The organism is Arthrobacter sp. NQ7 (assembly GCF_029581595.2).
GTDB lineage: Bacteria > Actinomycetota > Actinomycetes > Actinomycetales > Micrococcaceae > Arthrobacter > Arthrobacter phenanthrenivorans_B.
Map to the genome: position 1 here is coordinate 34804 of NZ_JARFXU020000004.1, position 13706 is coordinate 48509.

Here is a 13706-nt window from a genome sequence, read left to right on the forward strand (position 1 = left end):
GCTAATCGAAAACTTTTTCGAACACTGACGGTTCCGCCGTCAGGGAACATCGTAGGCGGCGGCGAGGATCTTCACCGCTTCGGCGAAGCTGGCGCCTTGGGATTTTGCGACGGCGGCATACGCGGCGGCGGCGGCAGACAGCCCGCCCAGCCGCTCGTCACGGGCAGAGACGACCGTGCCGTTCCGCCCGCGGGTGGCGACGACGCCTGCCGCTTCCAGCTCCTTGTAGGCCCGGGCCACCGTGTGTGGGGCGACGTCCAGCGTTTCCGCCAGTGCCCGCACCGCTGGGAGCCTGGTGCCCGGTGGCAGTGCGCCGTTGTCGGCCAGGTGGATGATTTGCAGCCGCAGCTGTTCGAACAGCGCCACGCTGCTGGCGGCGTTGGGCCGCCAGGAGCCGGGAAAGTCGCCGGTGCCGTTCACAGGCCGCCCTCCAGGACGCCGGCCCTGCCGTCCCGTTCGGCGAAATGTGCGTTGTACAGCCTGGCATAGTAGCTGTTGGCAGCAAGCAGGTTGGCGTGCGTGCCCTGCTCAACGATGCGTCCGTGGTCCATGACCAGAATTAGATCAGCGTTGCGGATGGTGGACAAACGGTGGGCGATCACGAAACTCGTCCGCCCGTGGCGGAGGCGCTGCATTGCCTGGCGGATGAGCAGTTCTGTCCTGGAGTCCACCGAGCTGGTGGCCTCGTCCAGGACCAGCACGGCACGTCCGGCCAGTTGCGCCCTGGCGATGGTGATGAGCTGCCGCTGCCCCTGGCTCAGTGGTTCGCCGCCGTTCTCCAGCACGGTGCCGTAGCCGTGCGGCAGGGACCTGATGAAGCGGTCCGCGTAGGTTGCCTCGGCGGCGGCAACAATGGCCGTATCCGGGGCGTCCGGCCGTCCGTAGGCGATGTTGTCCCGGATGGTTCCGGCAAAGAGCCAGGAATCCTGGGGCACCACGCCGAACCGGGACCGGAGCCGGTCGCGGGGGATGTTGGCGATGTCCGTTCCGCCGATGCTGATCCGCCCCGATGAGGGTTCCAGGAACCGCATCAAGAGATTGATGACGGTGCTCTTTCCCGCACCGGTGTGTCCCACGATGGCCACGGCCTGGCCGGGTGCCACGGTGAAGCTGAGGTTCCTGACGGCGGAGACGGCTCCGGGGTAGCCGAAGGTGACGTCGTGGAAGGCGATGCTGCCGGCCGGGGGTGCATCGGCTGCCCCGCCGGGAGGCTCCTCCGGGTCTTCACCGGCATCCAGGAGCACGAAGACCCGGGCCGCGGACGCCGCGCAGGACTGCATGACGTTCAGCAGCCCGCCGATCTGCCCCACCGGCTGGGTGAACAGGCGGCTGAACTGGATGAAGGCCTGGACGCCGCCAATGGTCATGGTGCCGGCGATGACCTGCAGCGCCCCGACGACGGCAACGGCGATGTAATTGAGGTTGGACACCAGCACCATCAGCGGCTGGACCACCCCGGCTGAATACTGGGCTTTGGCGGCAGCCCGCGCCAGCCGGCCGTTGCTGCGGCGGAAGACCTCGGCAGCCTGTGCCTGCCGTCCGAAGGCCTTGATGACCTCATGCCCGCTGATGAACTCCTCGACGTATGCGTTCAGTTCGCCGGTCTCCTTCCATTGCCGGCCAAAATGCTCCTGGGACCGCCGGGCCACCACCACGGTGATCCAGGTGGAGAGGGGAACGGTGGCGACGGCGATGGCCGCGAGCAGCGGGGAGATCCACAGCATCATGGCCAGTGAGCCGCACAGCATCAGCACCGACACGATCAGCTGGGTCAGGACCTGGTTGAGGGCCTGGGCAATGTTGTCGATGTCGTTGGTGGCACGGCTCAGGACGTCGCCGCGGGACCGTTCACGGAAATAGGTCGAGGGCAGGCGGTGCAGCTTGTCCTCCACCGAGGCGCGCAGTCCGTACATGACTCCCTGGACGGCATGGGCCGTCAACGCCCCCTGCGCCCAGTTGAACAGGGAGGCGAAGACGTACATCACCGACACCGCCGCCAGCAGGATGCCAAGCCGCTGGTCCAGGCTGCCCTGGAAGATGGCTTCCACCACAACGTCGGTGGCGTCGCCGAGATACTTCGGGGCGGCGACATTGAGGGCCGCGAAGGCGCAGGTGGCGGCCACCGCTCCCAGCATTTGCAGGCGGAAGGGACGCAGGAGGCCGAGGAGCCTCCGGGCGGTGGGCCAGAACCTGTGCTCCGTTTCCCCGGTTTCCTCCCCCGCCGTCACGGGGCGCCATCCAGGGCCAGCTGTGACTCGGCAATCTCCCGGTAGGTGGCGGATGTTTCCAGCAGGTCCTGGTGGGTTCCCTGCGCAACCAGCCGGCCGCCGTCGAGCACCAGGATGAGGTCGGCATCCTCCACCGTGGCAATGCGTTCGGCCACTACCACCACCGTGGCTGCGGCCAGGACCTGGTCCAGGGCTTGCCGGAGCCTGGTGTCGGTGTCGTAGTCGAGGGAGGAGAAGCTGTCGTCGAAGAGGCAGAGGGGCGCCCTGCGCAGCAGTGCCCTGGCAATGCACAGACGCTGCCGCTGGCCACCTGACAGGCTGGCACCGCCCTGGCCCACCGGCGTGGCCAGCCCCAGGGGAAGGTCACGCATGAACCGCATGGTCTGCGCTGTTTCCAGCGCATCCCACAGTTCGTCGTCCGTGGCCTGCGGGTCCGCCATCCGCAAATTGTCGGCGATGGTCCCGGTGAACAGGTGCGAGTGCTGGGGCACGACGGCCATGGCGGCGCGGAGTTGGTCCAGGGGCAGGTCCCTGATGTCGTGGCCACCCAGGGTGATCCGGCCTGCGGTGGGGTCGAGGAACCGCGGAATGAGGTTAAGCAGGGTCGTTTTGCCGCTGCCGGTGGCGCCGACGATTGCCGTGGTAGTGCCGGGAGCCGCGGTGAAACTGACGTCCGCGAGAACGGGCGCTTCTGCTCCTGGATACGAGAAGGCGACGTCGTGGAACACCAGCGGCGCCGGCCTGCCTGCCGCATCCGGCATTGGCTGCTGTTGTGCCGGGGAAGCGGTGGTGACGGACGGATCTGTGTCCAGGACGGCCTGGATGCGTTCCGCGCAGACCGCGGCCCGCGGCGCCGTCATGAGCACGTACATGGCCATCATGATCGCCAGCAGGATCTGCATGATATAGGCGATGAAGGCCGTGAGCGCGCCGAGGTTCATCTGTCCCGCCTGGATGCGGTGGCCGCCGAACCACACCACGGCCACGGAACTCAGGTTCACCACCACCATGATCATCGGGAGCATCCCGGCCACCAGGAGGGCGGACTGGAGGTTGTTGGCGGTGAGGCCCGCGTTGGTGGTGGCAAACCGCCGTGCTTCGTGCCTCTGGCGGACAAAGGCGCGGATGACGTCCACACCTATGATCTGCTCACGCAGGATTCCGCCCGACCGGTCCAGCAGGTCCTGGCCCTCGCGGTACAGCGGAATCAGCCGGCGGACGACCAGGTACATGATCAGCAGGAGCAGGGGCACGACGGCGATCACCACCACGGACAGCGCCACATCCTGCTGCAGGGCCAGCACGATGCCGCCGACGCCCATGGCCGGCCCCGCGAAGAGCATGGTGAAGACCAGCACGGCGAACGCCTGGATCTGCTGGACGTCGTTCGTGGCGCGGGTGGTCAGGCTTTGGGTGCCAAAGAGGGCCACGTCCTGCGAGGACAGTGACTGGATCCGGGCGAAGACTTCGGCCCGCAGGCGGTGCCCGATCCGCATGGCGACGACGGCGCCGAGGTAGCCCGCCGCGATGGCAGCAGCCGCCTGCACCACGGCCACGACAGCCATCATGGCACCGAGCCGGGAGATCACCTCAGGCTTCCCCGCGACGATGCCATCGTCGATGATGGCGGCGTTCAGGGTGGGCAGCAGCAGGTTGGCGCCGGCCTGGACCAGCTGGAGGACAAGGATTACCCCGACGCCCGCGTACTGTCCTTTGAGCTGCCGCTTCATGAGTCCGACCAGCAAGATACCCCCTGTAATGCCTACGGCCGAAGAGGGGGCCAGCGGCTTGACCCCTCAATCAGTGGCCATTGTAAGCCAGATCACTTTTCTTTGCTGTCAAGGCGTGTGACTGGCAGGGAAACCTGCCGGCCACCGGGTTGTCAGTCCAGTTTGCGGCCTACGGCGAAGATCCTGCGGAAGGGAAAAATGGTCCCGTGGGGACCGGGCGGATAGGCCTCCCGCAAGGCGGCGGCGTATTCGGATTCGAACCGTTTGGCGTCTTCCCCGCCAAGTGCTGCCATGACCGGCCGCAACGCCGTGCCGCGGACCCATTCCAGGACGGGGTCGGGTCCCGCCAGGACCTGCTGGTAGCTGGTCTCCCACGCGTCGGCGGCGCATCCGGCGTCCAGCAGGATGCCCAGGTAGTCCGCCGGTTCGCCCACCGATTCTCCACCCCGCAGCACGCCGCCCAGCTTTTCCGACCAGCGCTCCGAGGCGGCGAGGCCCCGCATCAGCGCATGGGAGGGGGCGTTGAAGTTGCCCGGTACCTGCATGGCAAACCAGGCTCCGGGCCGCAGGGCCGCCAGCCACTTTGCCATCAGCTCCTGGTGGCCTGGAACCCACTGCAGGGCGGCGTTGCTCACCACAACGTCCGTCCCGGAATCGGGCATCCATCCGGCGATGTCAGCCTGCATGAACTGCAGGCCGGGCAGGCCGGCTGCCAGGGGCGCGGCCTTCGCAAGCATTTCCGCGGATGAATCGATGCCCTGGACGGCTGCCCGCGGCCACCGTTCCGCCAGCGTTGCCGTGAGGTTTCCCGGCCCGCAGCCGAGGTCCACCACGCGCGCAGGCGCGGAGGCGTGGATCCGGGCCGTGAGGTCAAAGAAGGGCCGGTCCCGGTAGTCACCGAACTGGACGTACTTTGCGGGATCCCATTTCATATTTCTTCTCCAGGTTCTGACGCACTCCGGGCCAAGCCGTAGCCTAACCCGCCGGGACGCTGAACCCGCCGGCAACGTGGCACTAAGGTTGAAGTCAATGAAACTCGTTGACCAGCTGACCGACCTGCACGCCCCCGACCCGGCCGGCGCCGTCGACCCTGACGCCCTGTACTCCCGGTTTGTTGAGTGGACGGAAAGCCGGGGCCTTTCCCTGTACCCGGCCCAGGACGAGGCCATCGTGGAGCTGGCAACGGGTGCGAACGTCATCCTGGCAACGCCCACCGGGTCCGGGAAGTCCCTGGTGGCCATCGCCGCGCACTTCCAGGCCCTGGCGCAGGGGCGGCGGAGCTACTACACGGCGCCCATCAAGGCCCTGGTGTCCGAAAAGTTCTTCGCGCTCTGCGACATCTTCGGCGCGGAAAACGTGGGGATGATCACCGGCGACTCGGGGGTAAACCAGGATGCGCCCATCATCTGCTGCACGGCGGAGATCCTGGCGAACACGGCCCTTCGCGAGGGGGCCGCCGCCGATCTGGGTGCGGTGATCATGGATGAGTTCCATTTCTACTCCGACCCGCAGCGCGGCTGGGCGTGGCAGGTCCCCCTGCTTGAACTTCCGCAGGCCCAGTTCCTCCTGATGTCTGCCACGCTTGGCGACGTCACACGGTTCGAGGAGGGGCTGACGGCGCTGACGGGCCGCGCCACCACCACAGTCAGTTCAGTCGAGCGTCCCATCCCGCTGCACTACTACTATCAGCAGACTCCCGTCCACGAGACGCTCGAAGAGCTGCTCTCCACCCGCCAGGTGCCCGTTTACGTGGTGCATTTCAGCCAGCTCGAGGCGATCGACCGCGCCCAGAACCTGATGAGCATCAACGTTTGCACCCGGGAGGAAAAGGACAAGATCGCCGAGTTGATCGCCAACTTCCGGTTCGCCGCCGGATTCGGCAAGACCCTCAACAGACTGGTGCGGCACGGCATCGGCGTCCACCACGCCGGCATGCTGCCCAAGTACCGCCGGCTGGTGGAGCAGCTGGCGCAGGCGGGCCTGCTCAAAGTCATCTGCGGGACGGACACCTTGGGCGTCGGCATCAACGTGCCGATCAGGACGGTGCTGCTCACCGCCTTGAGCAAGTACGACGGCGTCCGCACCCGCCTGCTGAACCCGCGTGAGTTCCACCAGATCGCGGGCCGGGCAGGCCGGGCGGGCTACGACACCGCCGGAACCGTTGTGGTGCAGGCCCCCGAGCACGTGATCGAGAACGTCAAGGCGATGGCGAAGGCCACCGCCAAATTCGGGGACGACCAGAAGAAGCTGCGCCAGGTGGTGAAGAAGAAGCCGCCGGAGGGCTTCGTGTCCTGGGGCGAACCGACGTTCAACCGGCTGGTCGAATCCGTCCCGGATCCGCTGACCTCCAGCTTCACGGTGACGCACGCCATGCTGATGAACCTCATGGAACGCCCCGGTGATCCGTTCGCCGCGGCGCGCAGGCTGCTCACCGAAAACCACGAACCGCGCGCTTCCCAGCTGCGGCTGATGAAGAAGGCCCTGGGCATTTACCGGGAACTGCTCGCCGCCGAAGTGATCGAACGCATCCCGCCGGAGGAACAGGCTCCCGATGGACGCACCGTCAGGCTGACCGTCCACCTGCAGCCGAACTTCGCGCTGAACCAGCCGCTCTCCCCCTTCGCACTTGCCGCACTGGAACTCCTTGACCCGGAGTCGCCGTCGTACGCCCTTGACGTGGTCTCCGTGATCGAGGCGACGCTGGAGAAGCCGCGGCAGATCCTGTCCGCCCAGCAGAAGAAAGCCCGCGGCGAAGCCATCGCTGCCATGAAGGCGGACGGCATCGAGTACGACCAGCGGATGGCCATGCTGGAAGAGGTCACCTACCCGCAGCCGCTGGCCGGGATCCTCGGCGAAGCGTTCGAGGTGTACCGGAAAGCCGCCCCGTGGGTGGGCGACTTTGAGCTGGCACCCAAGTCCGTGGTCCGCGACATGTACGAGCGGGCGATGAACTTTGGCGAATTCGTCCAGTTCTACGGCCTGGCCCGCTCCGAAGGGATCGTCCTGCGGTACCTTGCCGATGCTTTCAAGGCGCTTCGCCAGACGGTGCCGCAGGACATGCTCCGCGAGGACCTGGCGGACCTGACCGCGTGGCTCGGCGAACTGGTGCGGCAGGTCGACTCCAGCCTCCTCGACGAATGGGAGGAACTGACCTCCGGGGCAGCGCCCACGCCGCATGACGCACCACCGCCCCCGCCGCCGTCGCTCACCGCCAATATCCGGGCGTTCCGGGTGATGGTGCGCAATGAGATGTTCCGCCGGGTGGAACTGTTCGCGGATGAGGACGCCACGGCGCTTGGAGAGCTCGACGGCGGCTCAGGCTGGGACGCCGACCGGTGGGAAGATGCCCTGGACGACTACTTCGACGAACACGACGACATCGGGACCGGACCGGATGCACGCGGCCCTGGACTGCTGATTATCACCGAGGAACCCGGCCACTGGAACGTGCGCCAGATCTTCGACGATCCGGCGGGCCACCACGACTGGGGAATTTCGGCCGAGGTGGATTTGGCTGAATCGGATGCCACCGGAACCGCCGTGGTCAGGGTCACCGGCGTCAACCGGCTGTAGCGGACGGACGGCCGCTGCCGCGATGGTGGTGTGCCCGTATGGCGGGCGGGCCGGCGGTAAGCTCGGAACCATGAGTGTAATCCGCCCCGCAACCCGGCAAGACGTGCCCGCCATCCTCCGAATGATCCACGAACTGGCACATTACGAGAAGGAACCCGACGCCGTCCGGAACACCCCCGGAATGCTGGAGCAGGTGCTTTTTGGCGACAACCCCCGCGTGTACGTGGCCATGGCTGAGAACGTGGCCGGCGACGTGCAGGGCTTCGCGCTGTGGTTCCTCAACTACTCCACCTGGGAGGGTGTGCACGGCATCTACCTGGAGGACCTGTACGTCAGCCCCGAAGCCCGCGGCGAAGGGCACGGCAAGGCCCTGCTGCAGCACCTTGCCGCGATCGCCGTCGAGAAGGGGTACGCACGCGTGGAATGGAGCGTGCTGGACTGGAACGAGCCCTCCATCAATTTCTACCGCCGCCTGGGGGCCCGCCCCATGGACGGCTGGTCCACCTTCCGCCTGGCCGGCGAGGCGCTGGACCAGTTCGGCCGGTCGGAATCCAGCAGTTCCCTGCCTGCCGCTTCCCGTGGCTGACGCTCCGGTGGCACGGTTGGCTGCAGCCGGGCATGAGATCAGGGCCAGGCACGAGTTCCGTGGCATGCGCACCGTGGAGCACTACTTCACGGTGCCCCTGGACCATTTCGGAGCGAAGGGCGGCAGCGGGCAGTCACCGGAAACCCTCACCGTCTTCGCCCGCGAGTACGTCTCCGCGGCACACAGCGAGGAAGCCGCCGCGCAGCTGCCCTGGCTCCTGTTCCTGCAGGGCGGCCCCGGCGGGCGAGGCAACAGGTGGGGTTCTTTGGGCGGCTGGAGCAAAGCCGCTGCCCAGGATTTCCGCATCCTCATGCTGGACCAGCGCGGCACCGGGCTCTCCACCCCCATCGACCGCAGGACCCTGCCCGGCCGCGGGTCACCAGCCGAACAGGCCGCCTACCTGGAGCACTTCAGGGCGGACTCGATCGTGGCCGACGCGGAGCTGATCCGCAATGCCCTCGACTCACCGCCCTGGACCATCTACGGACAGAGTTACGGTGGTTTCTGCGCCTTGACGTACCTGTCCTTCGCCCCCAGGGGCCTGCGCGAAGTGCTCATCACCGGCGGCCTGGCCCCGCTCAGCGGCAGCGCGGACGACGTCTACCGGGCCACCTTCCAGCGGGTGGCGGCCCGGAACGAGGAGTACTTCGGCTGGTATCCCGAGGACCGGGACACCGTGGAGAGGATCGCCCGGCACCTGCGCACCATCCCGGAATTCCTGCCCGACGGCGAACGCCTCACCGTGGAACGGTTCCAGATGGCGGGGGCCTACCTGGGCGGAAACACCCGCGTGGACAGCCTCCACTACCTGCTGGAGGACGCCTTCGTGGCCACAGCCGGGGGACCCCGGCTCTCGGACACGTTCCTGGAACAGCTCCACGGCGTGGTCTCGCGCCGCTCCAATCCGCTGTATGCGCTGATGCATGAATCCATCTATGCGCAGGGGCAGGCCACCAACTGGTCGGCCTGGCGGATGCTCGCGGAAAACCCCTGGTTCCGGCCGGACACCGAGCCGCTGCTGCTGACGGGCGAGATGGTGTATCCGTGGTACTTCGAGCAGGACCCCGCCCTGCAGCCGCTGCAGGAAGTGGCGGACCTGGTGGCCGGCAAGCAGGATTGGAAACCGCTCTATGACCTGCAAGTGCTTGGCTCCAACTCCGTTCCCGTGGCGGCGGCCGTCTATTCGGACGACATCTACGTGGACCGGGATCTCTCCCTCCGGACCGCGGCCCAGGTCCGTGGCCTGCAGGTCTGGGAAACGGCCGACTTCCACCATGACGGGATTGCCGACGACGGCGAAAGGATCTTTGCCCGCCTGCTCGGCATGGTACGTTCAGGCGGCCGCTGACCGCCGGCGCGAGGTGCGCGCCACGACGGCGGCGGCCAGGACTGCGGCCCCGATGGCCCCGCCGAGCAGGTTCAGGCCCAGGTAGCCGGCGAATCCGAGGACCAACCCGGAGAAGGCCCCGCCCACGGCTCCCGCGGCGCCCATCAGCATGTCCGAAGCGCCCTGCACCGCCACCCGGACGTCCTGCCCTACGCTGTCGGCCAGCAGGGTGGAGGCCGAGATGGTGGCCGCGGACCAGCCCATGCCCAGCAGCACCAGGCCCACTGCCACGGCTGCGGTGGATGACTGCCCGAATCCGGCGACGGCCACGGCGGCGACCAGCACCGTGAAGCCGATCATGATGGTCTCCACCCTGCCGGCCCGGTCGGTCAGCCAGCCCATGACCGGCGAGAGGGCGAACATCCCGGCGATGTGCAGCGAAATCGTAAAACCAATGATCACCAGCACATCCCCTTCGGCAATGTGCCCGGCGTGGGACCCTGGTCCTTCCACCAGGTGCTGCAGGTGCAGGGGGGTCATGGACATGACGCCGACCATCACCGCATGCGCGGCCACCACGGCAGATACGGCCAGCAGCGCCATCCCTGAGCCCCGGATGGCCCGCAGGGCGCGGCGCAGCGATCCCCGGCCGGCTGCCGTGGCGGCCGGAACGACGCCGGCGGGTGCCGGCAGTACGCCGGGCACCGGCGCCTTGTTCCCCGGAGCGGCGGGGAGGACGTACGGGGATGCATTGCCGGCCGAGGACAGCCGGCGCGCCAGCAGCAGGGGGTCGGGGCGAAGACCGGCATACACAAGGACGGTGGCGATGAGGAGCCCGGCGCCGGAGATGACGAACGGACCGGCAATGGGCGGCAGGCCCAGCGCCATCCCGACGGCGGTCCCCGGCTGGATCAGGTTGGGCCCGGCAACGGCGCCCACGGTCACCGCCCAGACCACGGTGGACAGCGCCCTCCCGCGGTGCCCGGCCGCAGCGAGATCAGCGGCCGCAAACCTTGCCTGCAGGCTGGCCGCCGTCCCTACACCGATTCCGGCAGATCCCAGGACCAGCAGGATGAAGAGGCCGCTGACGACGGCCAGCACCATGAGGACGGCCCCTGCCAGGGCCGCCGACAGGCCTGCCACCTGCCCGGCCCGGCGGCCGTGCCGTTCCGCCAGCGCGGCCAGCGGAAGTGCTGCGGCGGCTGCCCCCAGGGTCATGACGGTGGCTACGGAGCCCGCCCAGGCGCTGGAACCGGAGAGTTCTACAGCCAGGATGGAACCGATGGACACGGTGGATCCCGTACCGAGTCCACCGAAGACCTGGGCCAGGCTCAAGAGCACAATGGTGCGCCGCTGCACCTGGGCCACGCCCTGTTCCTCAACAAGTGTGCGGGCCATGATCCGAGCATAGTCCTGTGCAGTCGACCGCCACAGGGGTTCTGCACCCCTGCATCCGGCCGGTCTTTAACCAGGACATCCCGGCCGCGGGGCGGCCGGGATGTCCTGGTGCAACACAAGAGTCCGTACTTATTCGACGTCGCTGTGGCTCTTGCGGGCGTCTTCCTCGAGCCGTGGATCGATCGTGGCGAGCTGGGCCTTGGAGCTGAGCAGACTGGCGACGACGGCAATGATGATGGTGCCCACGATGACGGCGAGCGAGACATAAGTGGGGATCTCCGGCGCCCACTCGATATGGTGGCCGCCGTTGATGAAGGGCAGCTCGTTGACGTGCATGGCGTGCAGGACAAGCTTGATGCCGATGAACGCGAGGATGAAGGACAGGGCGTGCTTCAGGTAGATCAGCCGGTTCATCAGCCCGCCAAGCAGGAAGTACAGCTGGCGCAGGCCCATGAGGGCGAACAGGTTGGCCGTGAAGACGATGAACGGGCTCTGGGTCAGGCCGAAAATCGCGGGAATGGAATCGACCGCGAACAGCAGGTCGGTGAGGCCGATGGTGATGAAGACGATCACCATGGGGGTGAACACCTTCTTGCCGTTCACCGTGGTCCGCAGCTTGCCGCCGTCGAACTTTTCGGACATGGGGATGACTTTGCGGATCCTTGCGATCAGCGGGTTCTCGCGGTCTTCCTCCTCTTCGCCCTCGTCCTGGGCCTGTTTCCAGGCCGTCCAGAGCAGGAACGCCCCGAAGATGTAGAACACCCAGCTGAACTGTTCAATGACGATGGCGCCAAGCATGATGAAGATTCCGCGCAGGATCAGGGCGATGATGATGCCCACCATCAGCACTTCCTGCTGGTATTTCCGCGGTACCGAGAACCTGGCCATGATGATGATGAACACGAACAGGTTGTCGATGCTGAGGCTGTATTCCGTGACCCAGCCGGCCACGAACTGGCTGCCGAACTCCGCACCCGTGAAGGCGAACATGGCACCGGCGAACACCATGGCGAGGGCGACGTAGAAGGCCACCCAGAGGCCGGCTTCCTTCATGGACGGTTCGTGCGGGCGCCGGACCACCAGGAGGAGATCGGTCAGGAGGATGAGGCCGAGGACGACGAACGAGCCGACCTCAAACCATACGGGCAAATCGGGCACAAGGAAGCCTTTCGCAGGGTACACAAAATCGGTGTAAGTCTCTCCGGCCTGCCTGTGCACTTGGTGCTGATACGGCGGCCCGCTACGCCCGGCGGGGCAACTGTGCCCTGCGTGCTGACGATCGTAGCGCTTGGGATACTCCCCTACGTGCTTTAACTGTACCCCAGGGAGGTGGGGGTCTGCGCCGGCTGGATAACGGTTTCCAGAAATCCGTTGACGGCGGGCCGCCGGACTTGTGATAATCGCAACCAACGAGAAACCGTTTTCTCACATTCCGGTGTTTCTTCCAGAAAGTCATGGTCAATGAAGACTCCTCTCCGCAGCAATCGAATGGTCAAGACCCTCGCCACTGCCGCCGCTTTGGCCCTGCTGGCCTCGGGCTGCTCGTCATCCTCCGCCGGCGACAGCGGCGGAAACGTCACCGTCCGGTTCACCTGGTGGGGCAACGACCTCCGGAACAAGCAGACCCAGCAGGTCATCGACGCGTTCCAGGCATCACATCCGAATATCAGGATCGAGGCCGAGCCCGGGGTATGGAGCAGCTACTGGGACAAACTGGCCACCACCACAGCCGCCAACGACTCCCCCGACATTATCCAGATGGACCAGGCCTATATCGCCGAATATGGCGGCCGCGGCGCACTGCTGGACCTGTCCAAACAGGGCAACATCGACACGTCCAAGATCGACCGGGACGCCCTCACGTCAGGCCAGGTCGACGGCAAGCAGTACGGCCTGAGCACAGGCCAGAACGCCAAGGCCGTGATGATCAACACCAAAATGTTCCAGGATTACGGTGTCCCCATCCCGGACGACAAGACCTGGACCTGGGATGACTACACGACGACTGCGGCACAAATTGCCGCAGCAGCCGCAAAGGCAGGCCAGACGAACTACGGCAGCTCCTACTCCCTGACGGATTCGGACCTGAACACCTGGGCGATGCAGCATGGCGGCTCGCTGTACTCGGCGGACCGCGGCCTCGGTTTCACGGAGGACACCGCCACCTCGTTCTTCCAGAACGTGCTGAACCTGCGCAACCGGAATGCTGCCCCGCCCGCCAACATCGCCACCGAAGACATCAGTGCCCCCGTCGAACAGACTCTCTTCGCCACGGGCAAGACAGCCATGTCGTGGTGGTGGACCAACCAGGTCAATGCGCTCCAGTCCGCACTCAAGACCGAGGTCAAAATCCTGCGGGCACCGAGCTCCACCGGCAGCGCCAGGGACAACGGCATGTCCTACAAGCCGTCAATGTTCTGGTCGGTTTCCTCGCGCAGCAAGCACCCCAAGGAAGCCGCCGAGGTGGTGAACTACCTGCTCAACAACCTGGACGCGGCCAAGACCATCCTGACGGAGCGCGGGTTCCCCACCAACTCGGAGGTCCAGGCGGCGATCGACCCGCTGCTCACGCCCGCGGACAAAGCTGCTGCGGCCTTCCTGAAGGACATCAAGCCGGACCTGAAGAACGTGCCCCCGGTGCCACCCACAGGTTCCTCCGGGGTCCAGGCGCTGATCCAGCGGTACAGCACCGATGTCCTGTTCGACCGAAAGTCCCCGTCCGACGCGGCCAAGGGACTTGTCCAGGAAGCCCAGGGCATGATCGACTCCGCAAGGAAATAGGCGGCTGGACCGGAAAGAACGACGGCGGCACCCCACCCGGGGTGCCGCCGTTCCGTTAGGTTCCCGCTTGGCGGGGCCCGGGC

At 66.5% G+C, this 13706-nt stretch carries 10 protein-coding genes; 4 read left to right on the top strand and 6 right to left on the bottom strand.

The window, feature by feature from the left end:
• Positions 1 to 39: 39 nt before the first annotated feature.
• From PUN71_RS06405 to PUN71_RS06420, 4 genes are all read right to left on the bottom strand, one after another.
• Positions 40 to 420, bottom strand: coding sequence for a GntR family transcriptional regulator (locus PUN71_RS06405; protein WP_043454797.1), 381 nt, complete (start codon positions 418 to 420; stop codon positions 40 to 42).
• Positions 417 to 2228 (bottom strand): ABC transporter ATP-binding protein, encoded by a 1812-nt coding sequence (locus PUN71_RS06410; RefSeq protein WP_277797741.1) that lies wholly within the window; start codon positions 2226 to 2228, stop codon positions 417 to 419. The genes PUN71_RS06405 and PUN71_RS06410 overlap by 4 nt, the downstream gene beginning before the upstream one ends.
• Entirely contained in the window at positions 2225 to 3973 is a 1749-nt protein-coding gene (locus PUN71_RS06415) for an ABC transporter ATP-binding protein (RefSeq protein WP_277797742.1), read from the bottom strand. Before PUN71_RS06415 ends, PUN71_RS06410 begins: the two co-directional genes overlap by 4 nt.
• Positions 3974 to 4110: 137 nt before the next feature.
• A complete protein-coding gene (locus PUN71_RS06420) occupies positions 4111 to 4890 on the bottom strand; it encodes a trans-aconitate 2-methyltransferase (RefSeq protein ID WP_277797743.1) in 780 nt (259 codons plus the stop codon).
• A 97-nt stretch (positions 4891 to 4987) separates the two neighbouring features.
• Here PUN71_RS06420 and PUN71_RS06425 point away from each other — a divergent pair, with 97 nt between their 5' ends.
• The 3 genes from PUN71_RS06425 to PUN71_RS06435 all read left to right on the top strand — a co-directional run bounded on the left by PUN71_RS06425 (position 4988) and on the right by PUN71_RS06435 (position 9465).
• The gene (locus tag PUN71_RS06425; protein ID WP_277797744.1) at positions 4988 to 7531 is read left to right on the top strand and encodes a DEAD/DEAH box helicase; all 2544 of its coding nucleotides are present in this window, start codon (positions 4988 to 4990) and stop codon (positions 7529 to 7531) included.
• 70 nt (positions 7532 to 7601) lie between these two features.
• Positions 7602 to 8117, top strand: coding sequence for a GNAT family N-acetyltransferase (locus PUN71_RS06430; RefSeq protein WP_277797745.1), 516 nt, complete (start codon positions 7602 to 7604; stop codon positions 8115 to 8117).
• 64 nt (positions 8118 to 8181) lie between these two features.
• The gene (locus tag PUN71_RS06435; RefSeq protein ID WP_277797922.1) at positions 8182 to 9465 is read left to right on the top strand and encodes an alpha/beta fold hydrolase; all 1284 of its coding nucleotides are present in this window, start codon (positions 8182 to 8184) and stop codon (positions 9463 to 9465) included.
• Here the strand turns inward: PUN71_RS06435 and PUN71_RS06440 are convergent.
• Together PUN71_RS06440 and PUN71_RS06445 are read right to left on the bottom strand one after the other, a co-directional pair.
• Entirely contained in the window at positions 9451 to 10842 is a 1392-nt protein-coding gene (locus PUN71_RS06440) for an MFS transporter (protein ID WP_277797746.1), read from the bottom strand. The two genes, PUN71_RS06435 and PUN71_RS06440, sit on opposite strands and share 15 nt — an antisense overlap.
• A 129-nt stretch (positions 10843 to 10971) precedes the next feature.
• Positions 10972 to 12000 carry a TerC family protein gene (locus tag PUN71_RS06445; RefSeq protein WP_043454809.1) on the bottom strand — a complete coding sequence of 343 codons (1029 nt, stop codon included), beginning with the start codon at positions 11998 to 12000 and terminating at the stop codon, positions 10972 to 10974.
• A 303-nt stretch (positions 12001 to 12303) separates the two neighbouring features.
• Here PUN71_RS06445 and PUN71_RS06450 point away from each other — a divergent pair, with 303 nt between their 5' ends.
• Positions 12304 to 13623, top strand: coding sequence for an ABC transporter substrate-binding protein (locus PUN71_RS06450; RefSeq protein ID WP_277797747.1), 1320 nt, complete (start codon positions 12304 to 12306; stop codon positions 13621 to 13623).
• The last annotated feature ends 83 nt before the right edge of the window (positions 13624 to 13706 follow it).